Origin of the sequence: Kitasatospora sp. NPDC005748 (assembly GCF_040630735.1) — a bacterium.
In the GTDB taxonomy this organism is placed as follows: Bacteria; Actinomycetota; Actinomycetes; order Streptomycetales; family Streptomycetaceae; genus Kitasatospora.
On record NZ_JBEXYD010000010.1, the window covers coordinates 1 to 13,342 of the forward strand.

General features: G+C 75.0%; 12 protein-coding genes. 7 read left to right on the forward strand and 5 right to left on the reverse strand.

What is annotated here, in order from left to right; genetic code table 11:
- Positions 1 to 28: 28 nt before the first annotated feature.
- Both ABZ495_RS10550 and ABZ495_RS10555 read left to right on the forward strand, forming a co-directional pair.
- Positions 29 to 616, forward strand: coding sequence for a TetR family transcriptional regulator (locus tag ABZ495_RS10550; RefSeq protein ID WP_329490489.1), 588 nt, complete (start codon positions 29 to 31; stop codon positions 614 to 616).
- A gap of 123 nt (positions 617 to 739) precedes the next feature.
- Entirely contained in the window at positions 740 to 1,672 is a 933-nt protein-coding gene (locus tag ABZ495_RS10555) for an ADP-ribosylglycohydrolase family protein (protein ID WP_359835316.1), read from the forward strand.
- Between the two features lie 100 nt (positions 1,673 to 1,772).
- Here ABZ495_RS10555 and ABZ495_RS10560 read toward each other — a convergent pair whose 3' ends face one another.
- Positions 1,773 to 2,039, reverse strand: coding sequence for a GlsB/YeaQ/YmgE family stress response membrane protein (locus ABZ495_RS10560; protein WP_329490487.1), 267 nt, complete (start codon positions 2,037 to 2,039; stop codon positions 1,773 to 1,775).
- A 136-nt stretch (positions 2,040 to 2,175) separates the two neighbouring features.
- Between ABZ495_RS10560 and ABZ495_RS10565 the strand changes: the two genes are divergently transcribed.
- Positions 2,176 to 3,414 (forward strand): glycosyltransferase, encoded by a 1,239-nt coding sequence (locus ABZ495_RS10565; protein ID WP_359835318.1) that lies wholly within the window; start codon positions 2,176 to 2,178, stop codon positions 3,412 to 3,414.
- Positions 3,415 to 3,504: 90 nt separating this feature from the next.
- On the opposite strand, the gene ABZ495_RS10570 is transcribed toward ABZ495_RS10565, so the two are convergent.
- From ABZ495_RS10570 to ABZ495_RS10585, 4 genes are all read right to left on the reverse strand, one after another.
- Positions 3,505 to 5,034 (reverse strand): NCS1 family nucleobase:cation symporter-1, encoded by a 1,530-nt coding sequence (locus ABZ495_RS10570; protein WP_359835320.1) that lies wholly within the window; start codon positions 5,032 to 5,034, stop codon positions 3,505 to 3,507.
- Positions 5,024 to 6,061: a TIGR03842 family LLM class F420-dependent oxidoreductase gene (locus tag ABZ495_RS10575; protein ID WP_359804228.1), complete on the reverse strand. Its 1,038-nt coding sequence runs from the start codon at positions 6,059 to 6,061 to the stop codon at positions 5,024 to 5,026. Before ABZ495_RS10575 ends, ABZ495_RS10570 begins: the two co-directional genes overlap by 11 nt.
- A 75-nt stretch (positions 6,062 to 6,136) precedes the next feature.
- On the reverse strand, positions 6,137 to 7,549 hold the full coding sequence (gene hydA / locus ABZ495_RS10580) for a dihydropyrimidinase (protein WP_329490482.1): 1,413 nt from the start codon (positions 7,547 to 7,549) through the stop codon (positions 6,137 to 6,139).
- A gap of 14 nt (positions 7,550 to 7,563) precedes the next feature.
- Positions 7,564 to 8,406: a nitrilase-related carbon-nitrogen hydrolase gene (locus ABZ495_RS10585; RefSeq protein WP_329490481.1), complete on the reverse strand. Its 843-nt coding sequence runs from the start codon at positions 8,404 to 8,406 to the stop codon at positions 7,564 to 7,566.
- Positions 8,407 to 8,817: 411 nt separating this feature from the next.
- On the opposite strand from ABZ495_RS10585, the gene ABZ495_RS10590 reads away from it, so the two are divergent.
- The 4 genes from ABZ495_RS10590 (at position 8,818) to ABZ495_RS10605 (ending at position 13,169) form a co-directional block, all read left to right on the forward strand.
- Positions 8,818 to 11,922, forward strand: a complete 3,105-nt coding sequence (locus ABZ495_RS10590) for a hypothetical protein (protein WP_359835322.1) — start codon at positions 8,818 to 8,820, stop codon at positions 11,920 to 11,922.
- 47 nt (positions 11,923 to 11,969) lie between these two features.
- Entirely contained in the window at positions 11,970 to 12,047 is a 78-nt protein-coding gene (locus tag ABZ495_RS10595) for a putative leader peptide (protein WP_101948289.1), read from the forward strand.
- Positions 12,048 to 12,222: 175 nt separating this feature from the next.
- Positions 12,223 to 12,789 (forward strand): cysteine dioxygenase family protein, encoded by a 567-nt coding sequence (locus ABZ495_RS10600; protein ID WP_329490479.1) that lies wholly within the window; start codon positions 12,223 to 12,225, stop codon positions 12,787 to 12,789.
- Positions 12,783 to 13,169 (forward strand): rhodanese-like domain-containing protein, encoded by a 387-nt coding sequence (locus tag ABZ495_RS10605; RefSeq protein ID WP_359835324.1) that lies wholly within the window; start codon positions 12,783 to 12,785, stop codon positions 13,167 to 13,169. Before ABZ495_RS10600 ends, ABZ495_RS10605 begins: the two co-directional genes overlap by 7 nt.
- The last annotated feature ends 173 nt before the right edge of the window (positions 13,170 to 13,342 follow it).

A 13,342-nucleotide genomic window follows, 5' to 3' on the forward strand; every position in this document is an offset into this window, starting at 1 on the left:
GCACCACCCCGTTAGGACGTACCTCCCCGTGACCACGGACAGCGCACTCACTCCCGAGCAGATCCTGGGCGCGACGGAGGAGGTCCTCCGGCGGTTCGGCCCCGCCAAGGCCACCGTGGTGGACGTCGCCCGCACCCTCGGCGTCAGCCACGGCAGCGTCTACCGCCACTTCCCCAGCAAGGCGGCGCTGCGCGAGGCCGTCACCCAGCGCTGGCTCGACCAGGCGCACGACAGCCTGGCGTCTATCACCGCCGAGTCCGGCCCGGCGGTGGAGCGCCTGCACCGCTGGCTGGAGACGCTGTTCGCCGCCAAGCGGAAGAAGGCGCTCGACGACCCCCAGTTGTTCGCGACCTACCTGGTGCTGGTCGCGGAGACCAGCAGCACCGTCGAGGCCCACATCGACACCCTGGTCGAACAGATCGGCCGGATCGTCCAGGCCGGGGTGAACAGCGGGGAGTTCGGGCCGGCTCCGGTCGGCCCGACCGCCCGGGCCCTGTTCGAGGCGACCGCACACTTCCACGACCCCGCGTACGCCGCCGAGTGGTCCGACCCCCAGGCACCGGAGCGCTTCGCCGCCCTCTGGAAGCTCCTCCTGGGCGGCCTCCTCACCCGCTGACCGACCACACCCTCGCGCCCGGACCCGCACACCCGGGGCCGCACATCCAGGCCCGACTCGCGCCCGGCCCCACCGCTGAAAAGCGTTCGCCCCGCCGTGGCGGCACCCGGCAGACTCCCACGCATGATCGATTCCCCTCGGGAGGACGGCCTGCGTGCCACCGGACCGGCGCTGGACAGCCTGCAAGGACTCGCCCTCGGCGACGCCTTCGGCGACCGCTGGTTCTCCGCCCCGCTCGACGAGGCTCCCGCCGCACTGGCCGCCCGGCTGCCCCGCCCGGCGCCCTGGCACTGGACGGACGACACCGCGATGGCGCTCGTCCTGGTCCGTCATCTCCGTCACCGCGGCGCGGTCCACCAGGACGAGCTGGCGGCCGGGTTCGCCGAGGAGTACGCCACCGAGTACGGGCGCAAGTACGGGCCGTCGATGCACGGCGTGCTGCGGGCGGTGGGTGCGGGCGCCGACTGGCGGAGCGTCACCGCGGAGCAGTTCGGCGGGCAGGGCTCCTACGGGAACGGCGCCGCCATGCGGGCCGCCCCGCTGGGCGCCTGGTTCGCCGAAGACCTGGACACCGTGGCCCGGCAGGCCGAACTGCAGGCGCTCACCACGCACTTCCACCCGGAGGCGGTGGCGGGGGCCGTCGCGGTCGCGCTGGCGGCGGCGCTCGCCGCCCGCAGCCGGGGGCAGCGCCCGCCCGGTCGGGCCGAGTGGCTCACCGAGGTCGCCGCCCGGCTGCCCGACAGCGACGTCCGCTCCGGACTGCGGACCGCCGCCCGGCTGCCGGGGCACACCAGCGTCCGGCACGCCGCTCAGGTCCTCGGGTCCGGGCTCCTGATCTCCGCCCCGGACACCGTGCCGTTCGCCCTCTGGTCCGCCGCCACGCACCCGGACTCCCTGCCGGACGCGCTCTGGCACACCCTGGAGGGCTGGGGCGACATGGACACCACGTGCGCGATCGCGGGCGGCGTGGTCGCCGCCCGGACCGGCCTCGCCGGGGTGCCCGCCGCCTGGCTGGACGCCCGCGATGACCTGCCCGGGTGGGTGGCCGAGCCGTAGCCGGCACGGCCGGCCGGGTCGGGCGGGTCGGTCGGTTCCGACGCCCGACCCGGCCTGCCGGTCACCGGCAGGGGCCACCGCAGGCGGTCACCTACGGCGCTCAGCTGCGGGAGTTGCCGAAGAAGATCCGGTAGAGGATCAGCAGGACCAGCGCGCCGCCGATCGCCGAGCCCCAGGTGGCCAGGTCGAAGAAGTGCGCCGAGACCGGCTTGTCCAGGATTCGCGAGGAGATCCAGCCGCCGACGAACGACCCGGCGATGCCGATCAGGGTGGTCACCACCAGACCGCCCGGGTCCCTGCCCGGCAGCAGCAGCTTCGCCAGCGCCCCGGCCACCAGACCCAGCACGATCCACGCGATGATGCTCATGCGTCCTCCCGCCCTCCGTCACGGCACTCCCAGCGGGCCGTCTCACCGGCGAGGACGCCGCCGTGCGCCCCCTCGGTTGCAGTGCGCCGGGCGTGGCACCCGGCGACGCGACCGGCCGCGCCGCGATACTGCGGCCATGCGCATCCTGATCGCCACCGCCGGGTCCCGGGGCGATGTGGCGCCCTTCACCGGTCTGGGCGCCCGGCTCCGCTCGGCCGGCCACCAGGTGGCCGTCGCCACCCACACCACCTTCGCCGGCCAGGTGCGCGCCGCGGGCCTGGAGTTCCGCCCGCTCCCGGTCGATCCGCGCGCCGAACTCGCCTCCGACCGCGGCCAGCGGGTCCTGCGGTCCGGCTCCGGACCGCTGTCCCTCCTCCAACTCCTGCGCCTCGGCCGCTCCTTCATGCCCGCCCTCGGCGACGCCATCGTGGCGGCCACCGCCCAGGGCACCGACCTGCTGCTCACCACCAGCGCCACCACCCCGCTCGGCCAGGTCGCCGCCGAGGCCGCCGGCATCCCCAGCATCGGCCTCTACCTCCAACCGATCGCCCCCACCCGGGAGTTCGCGCCCTCCGTGACCGGCACCCGGTCGTTGGGCCGGACCGGGAACCTGCTCGCCGGCCACGCCGTGGAGGCCGCCGCCGACCGCCTCTTCGCCCCCGCCGTCCGCGGGCTGCGCCACCGGCTCGGCCTGCCGGCGCGCGGCATCGCCCGGACCCGGCGCGCCCACGCCGTGCTGCACGGCTTCTCCCCGACCGTCGTGCCGCGCCCCGCCGACTGGCGACCCGGCCTGGAGGTCGCCGGGTACTGGTGGCCGCACCCCGAGCCCGGGTGGCGACCGCCGGACCGCCTCGTCGACTTCCTCGCCGCCGGGCCGCCGCCGGTCTTCGTCGGCTTCGGCAGCCTGGTCGTCCCCAATCCGGCGGCGCTGAGCGCCACCGTCCTCGCCGGACTGCGTGCCGCCGGGGTGCGGGCCGTCCTCCAGGCCGGCTGGAGCGGCCTCGGCGCGGCCGACTCCGACGACGTCCTCACCATCGACGACACCCCGCACGACTGGCTGTTCCCGCGGATGGCCGCCGTCGTCCACCACGCCGGGGCCGGCACCACCGCCGCCACCCTGCGGGCCGGCACGCCCGCCGTCCCCGTGCCCGCCCAGCTCGACGCGCCGTTCTGGTCCGCGCGCCTCACCCGCCTGGGCACCTCCCCCGGGCCGGTCCCGCTCCCCGCCCTCACGTCCGCCCGCCTGGCCGCCGCCGTCCGCCGCACGCTGGACACGCCGCACTACCGGGAGCGCGCCCGGGCCGTCGCCGCCGCGCTGGCCGCCGAGGACGGCACCGCCGGGGTCCTGGCCGCCGTCGACCGCCTCGCCTCCTGATCCCGAACGGCCCCACCGGCTCCCACCCGCCCCCACGCGCCCCCGGAACAGCCCCCGAACGGCCCCCGGCACGGCCCCAACGGCCCGCCCCTACCGCCGGCGCCGGCCCGTCCCCCGGCTCAGCACCAGGTAGAGGGCGAACGAGGTGGCGAAGCCGACGGCCCACCCGTAGTCGGCCAGCGGTTTGAGGGCGGGCAGCAGGCCGTCGACCGGGAACGGGCCGCCGTAGGAGCCGCCGACGGCCAGCACGCCGCCGGTGGCCAGGGCGGCCACGGCCCGCCAGTTCCAGCCGGCGGTGTACCAGTAGGCGCCGTGCGGCCGGTAGAGCTCGGCCGGCAGCAGCCGCGTGCGCCGCAGCGCCCAGTAGTCGGCGATCAGCACGCCGGCCACCGCGCCGAGCAGGCCGCCGACCAGGCCGAGCCAGGTGAAGATGTAGACGTGCGGGTCGGAGATCAGCTTCCAGGGGAAGAGCGCGATCCCGATCACACCCGTGATCAGTGCCCCGGTCCGGAAGGTGATCAGCCGGGGCAGCAGGTTGGCGAGGTCGTACGCGGGCGAGACGACGTTGGCCGCGATGTTGACCGAGAGCGTGGCGACCAGCACGGTCAGCAGGGCGAACAGGATGCCCACCGGGCTCTCCATCTTCGCGGCGAGCGCGATCGGGTCCCAGACCGGTTCGCCGTAGACGGCCTGGGAGCCGGAGGTGACCAGCACCGAGAGCAGCGCGAAGAGGGTCATCGTGGTGGGCAGCCCGAGCGCCTGGCCGCGGATCTGGGCGCGCTGGCTGCCGCCGAAGCGGGTGAAGTCGGGGATGTTGAGCGAGAGGGTCGACCAGAACCCGATCATGCCCATCAGCGCCGGGAAGAAGACCTTCCAGAAGTCGCCGCCCCAGCCGAGCCGGGACGGCTGATCGAGCAGCGGTCCGAAGCCGCCCGCCTTGACGGTGATCCAGGCCAGCAGGGCCAGTGCCCCGACGATGACGAACGGGGCCGCCCAGTTCTCGAACCGGCGCAGGGTCTCCATGCCGCGGGCGATCACGGCCATCTCGATCAGCCAGAACAGCAGGAAGGAGAGCCACTGCGTCCACGGGTGGCCGCCCAACTCGGCCGCGGTGCGCCAGGATTCGCCGAGGAGCTTGCCGGCGAGCAGGAAGATGCCCTCGCCGCCGATCCAGGTCTGGATGCCGAACCAGGCGCAGGCGACGGCGGCCCGCAGCAGCGCCGGCAGGTTGGCGCCGCGCAGGCCGAAGGAGGCGCGGGCGAAGACCGGGAACGGGATGCCGTACTTGGTACCCGCGTGGCCGGTGAGCAGCATCGGTATGAGCACGACGAGGTTGGCCAGGGCGATGGTGAGGACGGCCTGCTTCCAGTCCATGCCGAGCGCGACCAGGCCGGAGGCGAGCGTCCAGGACGGGATGTTGTGGGCCATGCCGACCCAGAGCGCGAGGAAGTTGTAGGTGGTCCAGGTGCGGCGGGCGACCGGGACGGGCCGCAGGTCGTCGTTGGTGAAGCCGTTGGCGGGCAGCGCGGGGGCGGCGGGGTCGGGTTCGACCCGGCCGTCCCCGTGCTCGTACTGGCCGGTGGCGGCGGCGCGGTCGGTCGGCGGCGGGTCACCCTTCACCGGGGCGCGCCTCCTGCCGGAGCCGGGGGATGACGTCGGTGCCGTAGGCGTCGATGGTGGCCTCGACCGCGTCGTGCATGGCGTAGACGGCGAACTGGTCGACGCCCAGGGAGCGGAGGTGTTCGAGGCGGTCCCGGTGGGCGGCGGGCGGGCCGATCAGGCAGAAGCGGTCGACGATCTCGTCGGGCACGAACGCGGTGTCGGGGTTCCCGGCCCGGCCGTGGTGGCTGTAGTCGTAGCCCTGGCGGTCCTTGATGTAGGCGGTGAGGGCCTCGGGGACGAGGCTGGAGTGCTCGCCGTAGTGGGTGACCAGGTCGGCGACGTGGTTGCCGACCATGCCGCCGAACCAGCGGCACTGTTCGCGGGCGTGGGCGAGCGCGGCCGGGGAGTCGTCGGTGGTGACGTAGGCGGGGGCGGCGACGCAGATGGTGACGGTGTCGGGGTCGCGGCCCGCCTCGGCGGCGGCGGCGCGGACGGCCTTGATCATGTACTCGGTGAGGTAGGGGTCGGCGAGTTGGAGGATGAAGCCGTCGGCCTGGCGTCCGGTGAGGGCGAGCGCCTTGGGCCCGTAGGCGCCCATCCAGACCGGCAGGGCGCCTTCGCGGACCCACGGCAGGTGCATCTCGGTGCCGTCCACCTCGACGGTGCGGCCCTCGGCCAGCTCCTTGATGGCGTGCATGGCCTCGGAGAGCCGGGCGAGGGTCGCGGGGCGGCGGCCGGCCACCCGCATCGCGGAGTCGCCGCGGCCGATGCCGCAGACGGTGCGGTTGCCGTACATGTCGTTGAGGGTGGCGAACAGGGAGGCGGTCACCTCCCAGGTGCGGGTGGAGGGGTTGGTGACCATCGGGCCGACGGTCAGCGTCGTGGTCTCGGCGAGGATCCGGCTGTAGATCACGAAGGGTTCCTGCCACAGGACGCAGGAGTCGAAGGTCCAGCCGTGGCTGAACCCGGCCCGTTCGGCGCGGACCATGCGGTCGACGAGCAGGCGGGCGGGCGGGTCGGTCTGCAGGACGAGGCCGATGTCCATCGGGGAGCTCCAGGGAAGGGTGGGGCCGCCCGGGGCCGACGCACGGCCCCGGGCCACGGCGGTACGGGGAGCGGGTCAGGTGAGGTACTGGCAGGTGTCGCGGCGCAGGAAGGCGCCGTGTCCGGCGCGGCCCAGCCAGGTGCCGTCGTCGAGGATCACGGTGCCGCGGGAGAGCACCGTGCGGGCCCGGCCGGTGAGCCGGCGCCCCTCGTAGGCCGAGTAGTCGACGTTCATGTGGTGGGTGGCGGCGGAGACGGTCTGCACGGCGGTGGGGTCGTAGACGACCACGTCGGCGTCGGCGCCGGGGGCGATGGTGCCCTTGCGCGGGTGCAGGCCGAACATCCGGGCGGGGGTGGTGCAGGCCACCTCGATCCAGCGGCGGCGGGTCAGGTGGCCGTCGACGACGGCCTGGTGGAGGAGGTCCATCCGGTTCTCCACGCCGGGCAGCCCGTTCGGGATCTTGGAGAAGTCGCCGCGGCCGAGTTCCTTCTGGCCGGCGAAGCAGAACGGGCAGTGGTCGGTGGAGACCACCTGGAGGTCGTTGGTGCGCAGCCCGCGCCAGAGCGCCTCCTGGTGCTCGCGGGGGCGCAGCGGCGTGCTGCAGACGTACTTGGCGCCCTCGAAGCCGTCGGCCCCGGTCTCGGCGAGGTTGTCGGTGGAGAGGAAGAGGTACTGCGGGCAGGTCTCGCCGAAGACGTTCAGGCCCTCGTCACGGGCCCGGGCGAGCTCGGCGAGGGCCGAGGCGGCGGAGACGTGGACGACGTAGAGCGGGCTGCCGGCGACCTGGGCGAGCTTGATGGCGCGGTGGGTGGCCTCGGCCTCCAGGAGTTCGCGGCGGACCTCGCCGTGGTACCGGGGGTCGGTGCGGCCGGCCGCGAGCGCCTGCTCGACGAGGACGTCGATGGCGATGCCGTTCTCGGCGTGCATCATGATCAGCCCGCCGTTGGCGGCGCCGCGCTGCATGGCGCGCAGGATGCGGCCGTCGTCGCTGTAGAAGACGCCGGGGTAGGCCATGAAGAGCTTGAAGGAGGTGGACTCGCCGGAGTCGACGAGGGCGTCCATCTCCTTGAGGACCGCGTCGTTGACGTCCGAGACGATGGTGTGGAACGCGTAGTCGACGGCGCAGTTGCCGTCGGCCTTGGCGTGCCAGGTGTCGAGGCCTTCGCGCAGCGAGCCGCCGACCGGCTGGACGGCGAAGTCGACGATGGTGGTGGTGCCGCCCCAGGCGGCGGCGCGGGTGCCGGTCTCGAAGGTGTCGGAGGCGGCGGTGCCGCCGAAGGGCAGCTCCATGTGGGTGTGGGCGTCGACGCCGCCGGGGACGACGTAGTGGCCGGTGGCGTCGATGACGGTGTCGGCGGTCCAGGCCCGGGCGGCGTCGCTGTCGGTGGCGGCGAGGGCGGCGATGCGCTCGCCCTCGATCAGGACGTCGGCGTGGATCTCGTCGGTGGCGGTGATGACGAGGCCGCCGCGGATGACGGTGCGGGTCACGGTGGGTGCCTCCCTCACGCCTCGGTGAGCGGACCGTAGGCCTCGGGCCGGCGGTCCCGGTAGAACGCCCACTGCTGCCGGACCTCCTCGATGAGGCCGAGGTCGAGGTCGCGGACCACGAGTTCCTCCTCCTTGTCGGAGGCGACGTCGCCGACGAACTGGCCGCGCGGGTCCACGAAGTAGGAGGTGCCGTAGAAGTCGTTGTCGCCGTACTCCTCGGTGCCGACCCGGTTGATCGCGGCGACGAAGTACTCGTTGGCGACGGCGGCGGCGGGCTGTTCGAGCTGCCAGAGGTAGCCGGAGAGGCCGCGGCTGGTGGCGGAGGGGTTGTAGACGATCTGGGCCCCGGCCAGGCCGAGGGCGCGCCAGCCCTCGGGGAAGTGGCGGTCGTAGCAGATGTAGACGCCGACCTTGCCGACGGCGGTGTCGAAGACGGGCCAGCCGAGGTTGCCGGGCTTGAAGTAGTACTTCTCCCAGAAGCCCTTGACCTGGGGGATGTGGTGCTTGCGGTACTTGCCGAGGTAGCTGCCGTCGGCGTCGATCACGGCGGCGGTGTTGTAGTAGACGCCGGGCTGCTCCTCCTCGTAGACGGGGACGACGACGACCAGGCCGAGTTCGCGGGCGAGGTCCCGCATCCGGCGGACGGTGGGCCCGTCCGGGACGGCCTCGGCCCAGCGGTAGTGCTCCGGGTCCTGGACCTGGCAGAAGTACGGGGCGTTGAAGACCTCCTGGAAACCGATGATCTTCGCCCCCTGGGCGGCGGCCTCGCGGGCGTGGCGCTCGTGGAGGGCGATCATCGTCTCCTGATCACCGGTCCACCGGGTCTGCACGAGGGCGGCACGGACGATCTGCGACATGGGTACCTCCGCAACTCCGTGGCCCGGCCGGGGGGGTCGGGCCTGCGGTCTGAGGGTTGACGGGGCGGATCTGCCTCGGGTTCCGGCACGCGTCGGCATGCGGCGACGCACACATCTACGTGCGTAGAACATGGTCTGTAGACCGTAGGCCCGGCCTCGGTGGCCTGACAATACGTCGGACGTAACGCGGCCGGGGCGATCCTGTTACGCGGACACGCGGGTGCTTCTGGACGGGATGAAACGCTCAACTACCCCACTGCCGCACTCCTTACCCATTCGGGTGAATCCGGGTGCGAAGTACCGCGCGTCGGGGTAAGACGCCGGTGGACGCTGCTCCGGTCCGTCACCGGGGCGCTCCGGACGGTGAGTTCCCGGCGGTCGTCCGGGCCGGGCCCACGGGGGGAGGTCGAGGTGAAGGCCGCATCCGCCGCGCCCGGGCCGGGTGGCGCGCCCCCCGGCCCTCCGCCGGGTCCGGTACCGCCGTGGGCCGGGCTGCTGCTCGCCCTGGCGGTGCCGCTGCCCCTCGTGCTGGGGAGCCTGCTCTTCGCCCGGTGGGCGCCCGCGGTGCGGAGCATGCGGCTGCAACTGGCCGGTTCCGCCGCCTCCGCCGGAGCCGTGGTCGCCGGGCGGGCCGCCGACCACCTCGCGGCGCTGCGGGCCGAGCCCTGGCTGCTCGGCGGCTGGACCCTGACCCTCGCGGCGGCCGGGCTGCTCGGCCGGTACGTGCTCACCCGTCCCCACTGGCGGCTCACCGCGCTCGCCGCCGGGGCCGCCGGCCTGCTCGCGGGCGCCCTGGACATCGCGGAGAACGCGCTGCTCGGCATCGGGCTGGACGGGCTCGGCACCGGCCCCGGCCCGCACGCCGGCTCCGACGCGCCCTTCGCCGCCGCCACCGCGCTCGCCACCGTCAAGTGGCTGCTCCTGCTGCCGGCCGGCGCGATGGCCCTGGCCGTGCTCACGATCACCGTCCACCGCGCGGCGCGCGGCATCCTGCGGCGGCCGCCCGCGGCGGCCCGCGCCGGGAGCGCCGGACCGGCCGACGCCGGCCCCGAGCTGATCCCGCCGTGGCCGGTGGCCACCCGCCACGGCGGGCGCTGGCCGGCCGGCCCGCGCCCGCACGGGCCGCTCGACCGCCACGCCCGCTGGCGCAACGGCACCCGGGTGCCGCCCGGCCGGGAGCCCGCCCGGCTCGGCTTCTGCGTCTCCGGCGGCGGCATCCGCTCCGCCTGCGTCACCCTCGGCGTCCTCCAGGCGCTGCGGCCCTGGCTGAAGCAGGCCCGCTACCTGGTCTCCGTCTCCGGCGGCGGCTACACCACGGGCGCGCTGCAGCTCGCCCTCAGCGACTCCGCGCCCGGCGGCCCGGAGCACGCCGTCTCCGGCCTGACGGCGGACGACGTCCTGGAGCCCGGCTCGCCGGAGGAGGACCACCTCCGGCGGCACGCCAAGTACCTCGCGGACGGGGCCGGCCAGTGGCTGGTCGCCCTCGGCACGCTGCTCCGCGGCCTGGTCGCGGCGCTGGCCCTGCTGCTCGCCGCCGTCCTGGTGCTCGGCCTGGGGCTCAGCCGCTTCTACCACTTCGTCCCGCTGACCGACCTGGACGCGCTGGCCGCCGTCGGCCTGCGCACCGGCGGGGCCGGCCGGCTCGGCGCGCTCGCCGTCCGCCAGCCGGCCGTCCTCGCGCTGCTCGGGCTGCTCGCGGCGGCCGCGCTCTGCTGGCTGCTCTGGCTGCTCGCCTTCTCGCAGCTCGGCTGGGACACCCCGCTGCCGCGCACCCTGCGGCGGCTCTCGCACGGCGCCCTCGCCCTGGCCGCGCTGGTGGCCGCCGGGGTGCTGGTGGTGCCCGGGCTGGCCTGGGGCGCGGTCTGGCTGCAGCAGGAGCTGGCGGTCGGCGCCCGGCAGACCGGCGCCGGGCTCAGCCTGACCGTCCTCCTCAGCTACCTCACCCTGCTGCTCGGCATACTGTGGCGCGGGCGCCGGGTCGTCGAGCAGGGCGCGGCGGCGCTCGGCGGGCTGCTGCACAGCACCCGGCGGCTCGGCGGCGGGGTGACGGACGGGCTGGTCCAGTACCTGCTGGTGTGGGCGGCGCTCGCCACGCTGTCGTCGGGCGCGCTGCTCGCGCTCGGCTGGGCGGTCGCCACCGGCCACGCCTGGCCCGCCACCGCGCAGGTGCTACTGCCCCTCGTGCTCGGCACGGTGGGGCTCAACCTCGACCAGACGTGGATGAGCCTGCACCCGTTCTACCGGCGCCGGCTGGCTTCCGCCTTCGCCGTCCGCCGCGCCACCGAGGACGGTGAGGCACTGGCCCGGCCGTACCACTTCTATCGAGAGCAGACCTGGCTCAGCCACTACGGCGCCCGGCACCCCGACGTCCCTCAGATGATCTTCGCGGCGGCGGCCAACCTGTCCGGCAGCTCCCGCACGCCGCCCGGGCGCCGGGCCGTCTCCTTCACCTTCTCGCACGACTACGTGGGCGGGCCGGACGTCGGCTACGCCCGCACCGACCTGCTGGAGCGGCGCACCCGGCGGCACATCGCCAGGGACCTCACCGTGCAGTCCGCGATGGCCGTCTCGGGCGCCGCGTTCTCCTCCGCGATGGGCCGTCAGTCCCGTGCCTACCAGGGCCTGTTCGCCGTCACCAACGCCCGGCTGGGCACCTGGCTGCCCAACCCGGCCGCGCTCGGGCCGCTCTGGGCGCCGGGGCGGGACTGGCGGCTCCCCTCCCAGCCCGCCGTCCGCCGGCTCCCCTACCAGCTGCGCGAGCTGAGCGGCCGCTTCCCGATGGACGACCGCTTCCTGCTCACCACCGACGGCGGGCACTACGAGAACCTCGGCCTGGTCGAGCTGCTCCGGCACCGCGTGCGGACGGCGGTCTGCGTCGACGCCAGCGGGGACGCCCCGGTCGCGGCGAGTCTGGCGGCGGCGATCACCCTCGCCCGGGAGGAGCTCGGCATCGTCATCACCCTGCACCGGCCGGAGCTGCTGATCCCCGGCAGCGACGACACGTCGCTGCGCGGTCTGGCGGCACGCCTGGCGGGCCGGCTCTCCGCCCGGGCCGTGATCACCGGGGACATCCGCTACCCGGACCCGTTCGACGCCCCCGGCGACGACACCCGCGTCGGCCCGGCCGTCGGCGACCGGCGCCACGACCACCACGGCCCCCACGGCTCCCACAGCCCCCACGGCGACGAGTGGCGGCACCACGGCACGCTGATCGTCGTCCAGGCCGTCCTCACCGTCGGCATGCCGTACGAGCTGCACGCCTACGCGGCGGCCAACGCGGCGTTCCCCAACGACAGCACCAGCGACCAGTGGTTCGACCACCGGCAGTTCGACGCCTACCAGACGCTCGGCCGCCATCTGGGCGAGCAGGCCGCCCCGGTGCTCGGCGCGACGCTGGCCGACCCCGCACCGACCCCGGCGCCGGCCCCCGCGCCGACCGCCCCGGTGGCTCCGACCAGCACGGCAGCGCGCCCGGCCGCGGCGCCTCCCGCACCCCGGCGCGCCACGCACGAGTGACCGGGCCCGCTTGACTCACGCCCCGCGGGTCGGGAAAGATCCGGCGCATGGACTCCGGCACCACTCTGGTTTGCCGCCTGCACGTCGATCTGCGACGCCAGGCGAGCTCCATCTGTGCCTGTTGACCTTGACCCTCCTCGCCGGTCCCGCCCTGTGACGTCCGCCAGGGCCCGCGCCGCGCAGCCGTACCCGTCTTCCTGACGCGCCCCGTTTCCCGGCGCACCCGTACCCGGCAGGCCTGCATCCCCCGCCGGGTACGGCCGTACCTCCGCTCGCTCCGCCTTCCCCGAGGACGCCCACATGAGCCTGGACCTCGCCCCCGGCACCCCGGCCGGCCCGGCCCGCACCGAAGCCGCCCCCGACGCCCCGACCGCCGCCGACTCCGCCACCACCGCGCCCGCGCGGACCGGTACCCCGCTCACCCCGAAGTCCCTGCGCGCGATCGTCCGCGACCTCGCCGAGCAGCCCGACCAGTGGATCCACCACGTCCGGCTCTCCACCGAGGAACGCTGGTACCGGCGCCTGGTGGCCGACGAGGACCACGAGGTCTGGCTGATCAGCTGGCTGCCCGGTCAGTCCACCGGCTTCCACGACCACGGCGGCTCGCGCGGCGCGTTCGCCGTCGCCCTCGGCGAGCTGGAGGAGCTCTCGCTCGGCGGGCCGGAGCAGGGCCTGCTGATCCGCCGGATCACGGCCGGCACCGCCCGGGCCTTCGGCCCGGAATACGTGCACGACGTCCGCAACACGGGCGCCGGCCCCGCGGTCACGCTACACGCCTACTCACCGCCGTTGGACTCGATGGCGCACTACGAACTGCGGGCCGGCGGACTGGTCCGCACCTCGCAGGAAGGACCGGAGCAATGGTGACCACGATCGACGACCTGGTGGAGCGCGCCCGCGAAGGGGTCCACCGGCCCCGGGCCCGGGAGGCGTACCAGGCCCAGCTGGGCGGCGCGCTGCTGGTGGACATCCGGCCGGCGGCGCAGCGGGCGGCCGAGGGCGAGATCCCCGGCTCGCTGATCATCGAGCGCAACGTGCTGGAGTGGCGGCTCGATCCGACGGGCAGTCACCGGATCCCGGAGGCCGAGGGCTACGACGTCGAGGTGGTCGTGGTCTGCTCGGAGGGCTATGCCTCCAGCCTGGCCGCCGCCTCGCTGCGCGAACTGGGGCTGCACCGGGCGACGGACCTGGACGGCGGTTTCGTCGGCTGGGCGGCCGCCGGACTGCCGACGCGTCAGGGCGGCTGAACGGCAGGGCGACTGAACGGCAGGGCGGCTGAGCGGAGCGCCCGCAGGGCGCTCCCACCCACCTGGTCCGGGGCGCGTCCGGCCCGGTGGCAGCGCCGACGCGGCCCCTCGGCGGCCGGCCCGACGGACCCGGGCCGGGCCCGGCCTCCCGGGGGCGGCCGCCCCACGCGGAG

What these genes read in the sequence shown, in the direction of transcription:
- ABZ495_RS10595 (WP_101948289.1), top strand. Translation starts at nt 11,970, where the DNA reads ATGGACTCCGGCACCACTCTGGTTTGCCGCCTGCACGTCGATCTGCGA.
- ABZ495_RS10555 (WP_359835316.1), top strand. Translation starts at nt 740, where the DNA reads ATGATCGATTCCCCTCGGGAGGACGGCCTGCGTGCCACCGGACCGGCG.
- ABZ495_RS10560 (WP_329490487.1), bottom strand. Translation starts at nt 2,039, where the DNA reads ATGAGCATCATCGCGTGGATCGTGCTGGGTCTGGTGGCCGGGGCGCTG.
- ABZ495_RS10605 (WP_359835324.1), top strand. Translation starts at nt 12,783, where the DNA reads ATGGTGACCACGATCGACGACCTGGTGGAGCGCGCCCGCGAAGGGGTC.
- ABZ495_RS10600 (WP_329490479.1), top strand. Translation starts at nt 12,223, where the DNA reads ATGAGCCTGGACCTCGCCCCCGGCACCCCGGCCGGCCCGGCCCGCACC.
- ABZ495_RS10575 (WP_359804228.1), bottom strand. Translation starts at nt 6,061, where the DNA reads ATGGACATCGGCCTCGTCCTGCAGACCGACCCGCCCGCCCGCCTGCTC.
- ABZ495_RS10565 (WP_359835318.1), top strand. Translation starts at nt 2,176, where the DNA reads ATGCGCATCCTGATCGCCACCGCCGGGTCCCGGGGCGATGTGGCGCCC.
- ABZ495_RS10585 (WP_329490481.1), bottom strand. Translation starts at nt 8,406, where the DNA reads ATGTCGCAGATCGTCCGTGCCGCCCTCGTGCAGACCCGGTGGACCGGT.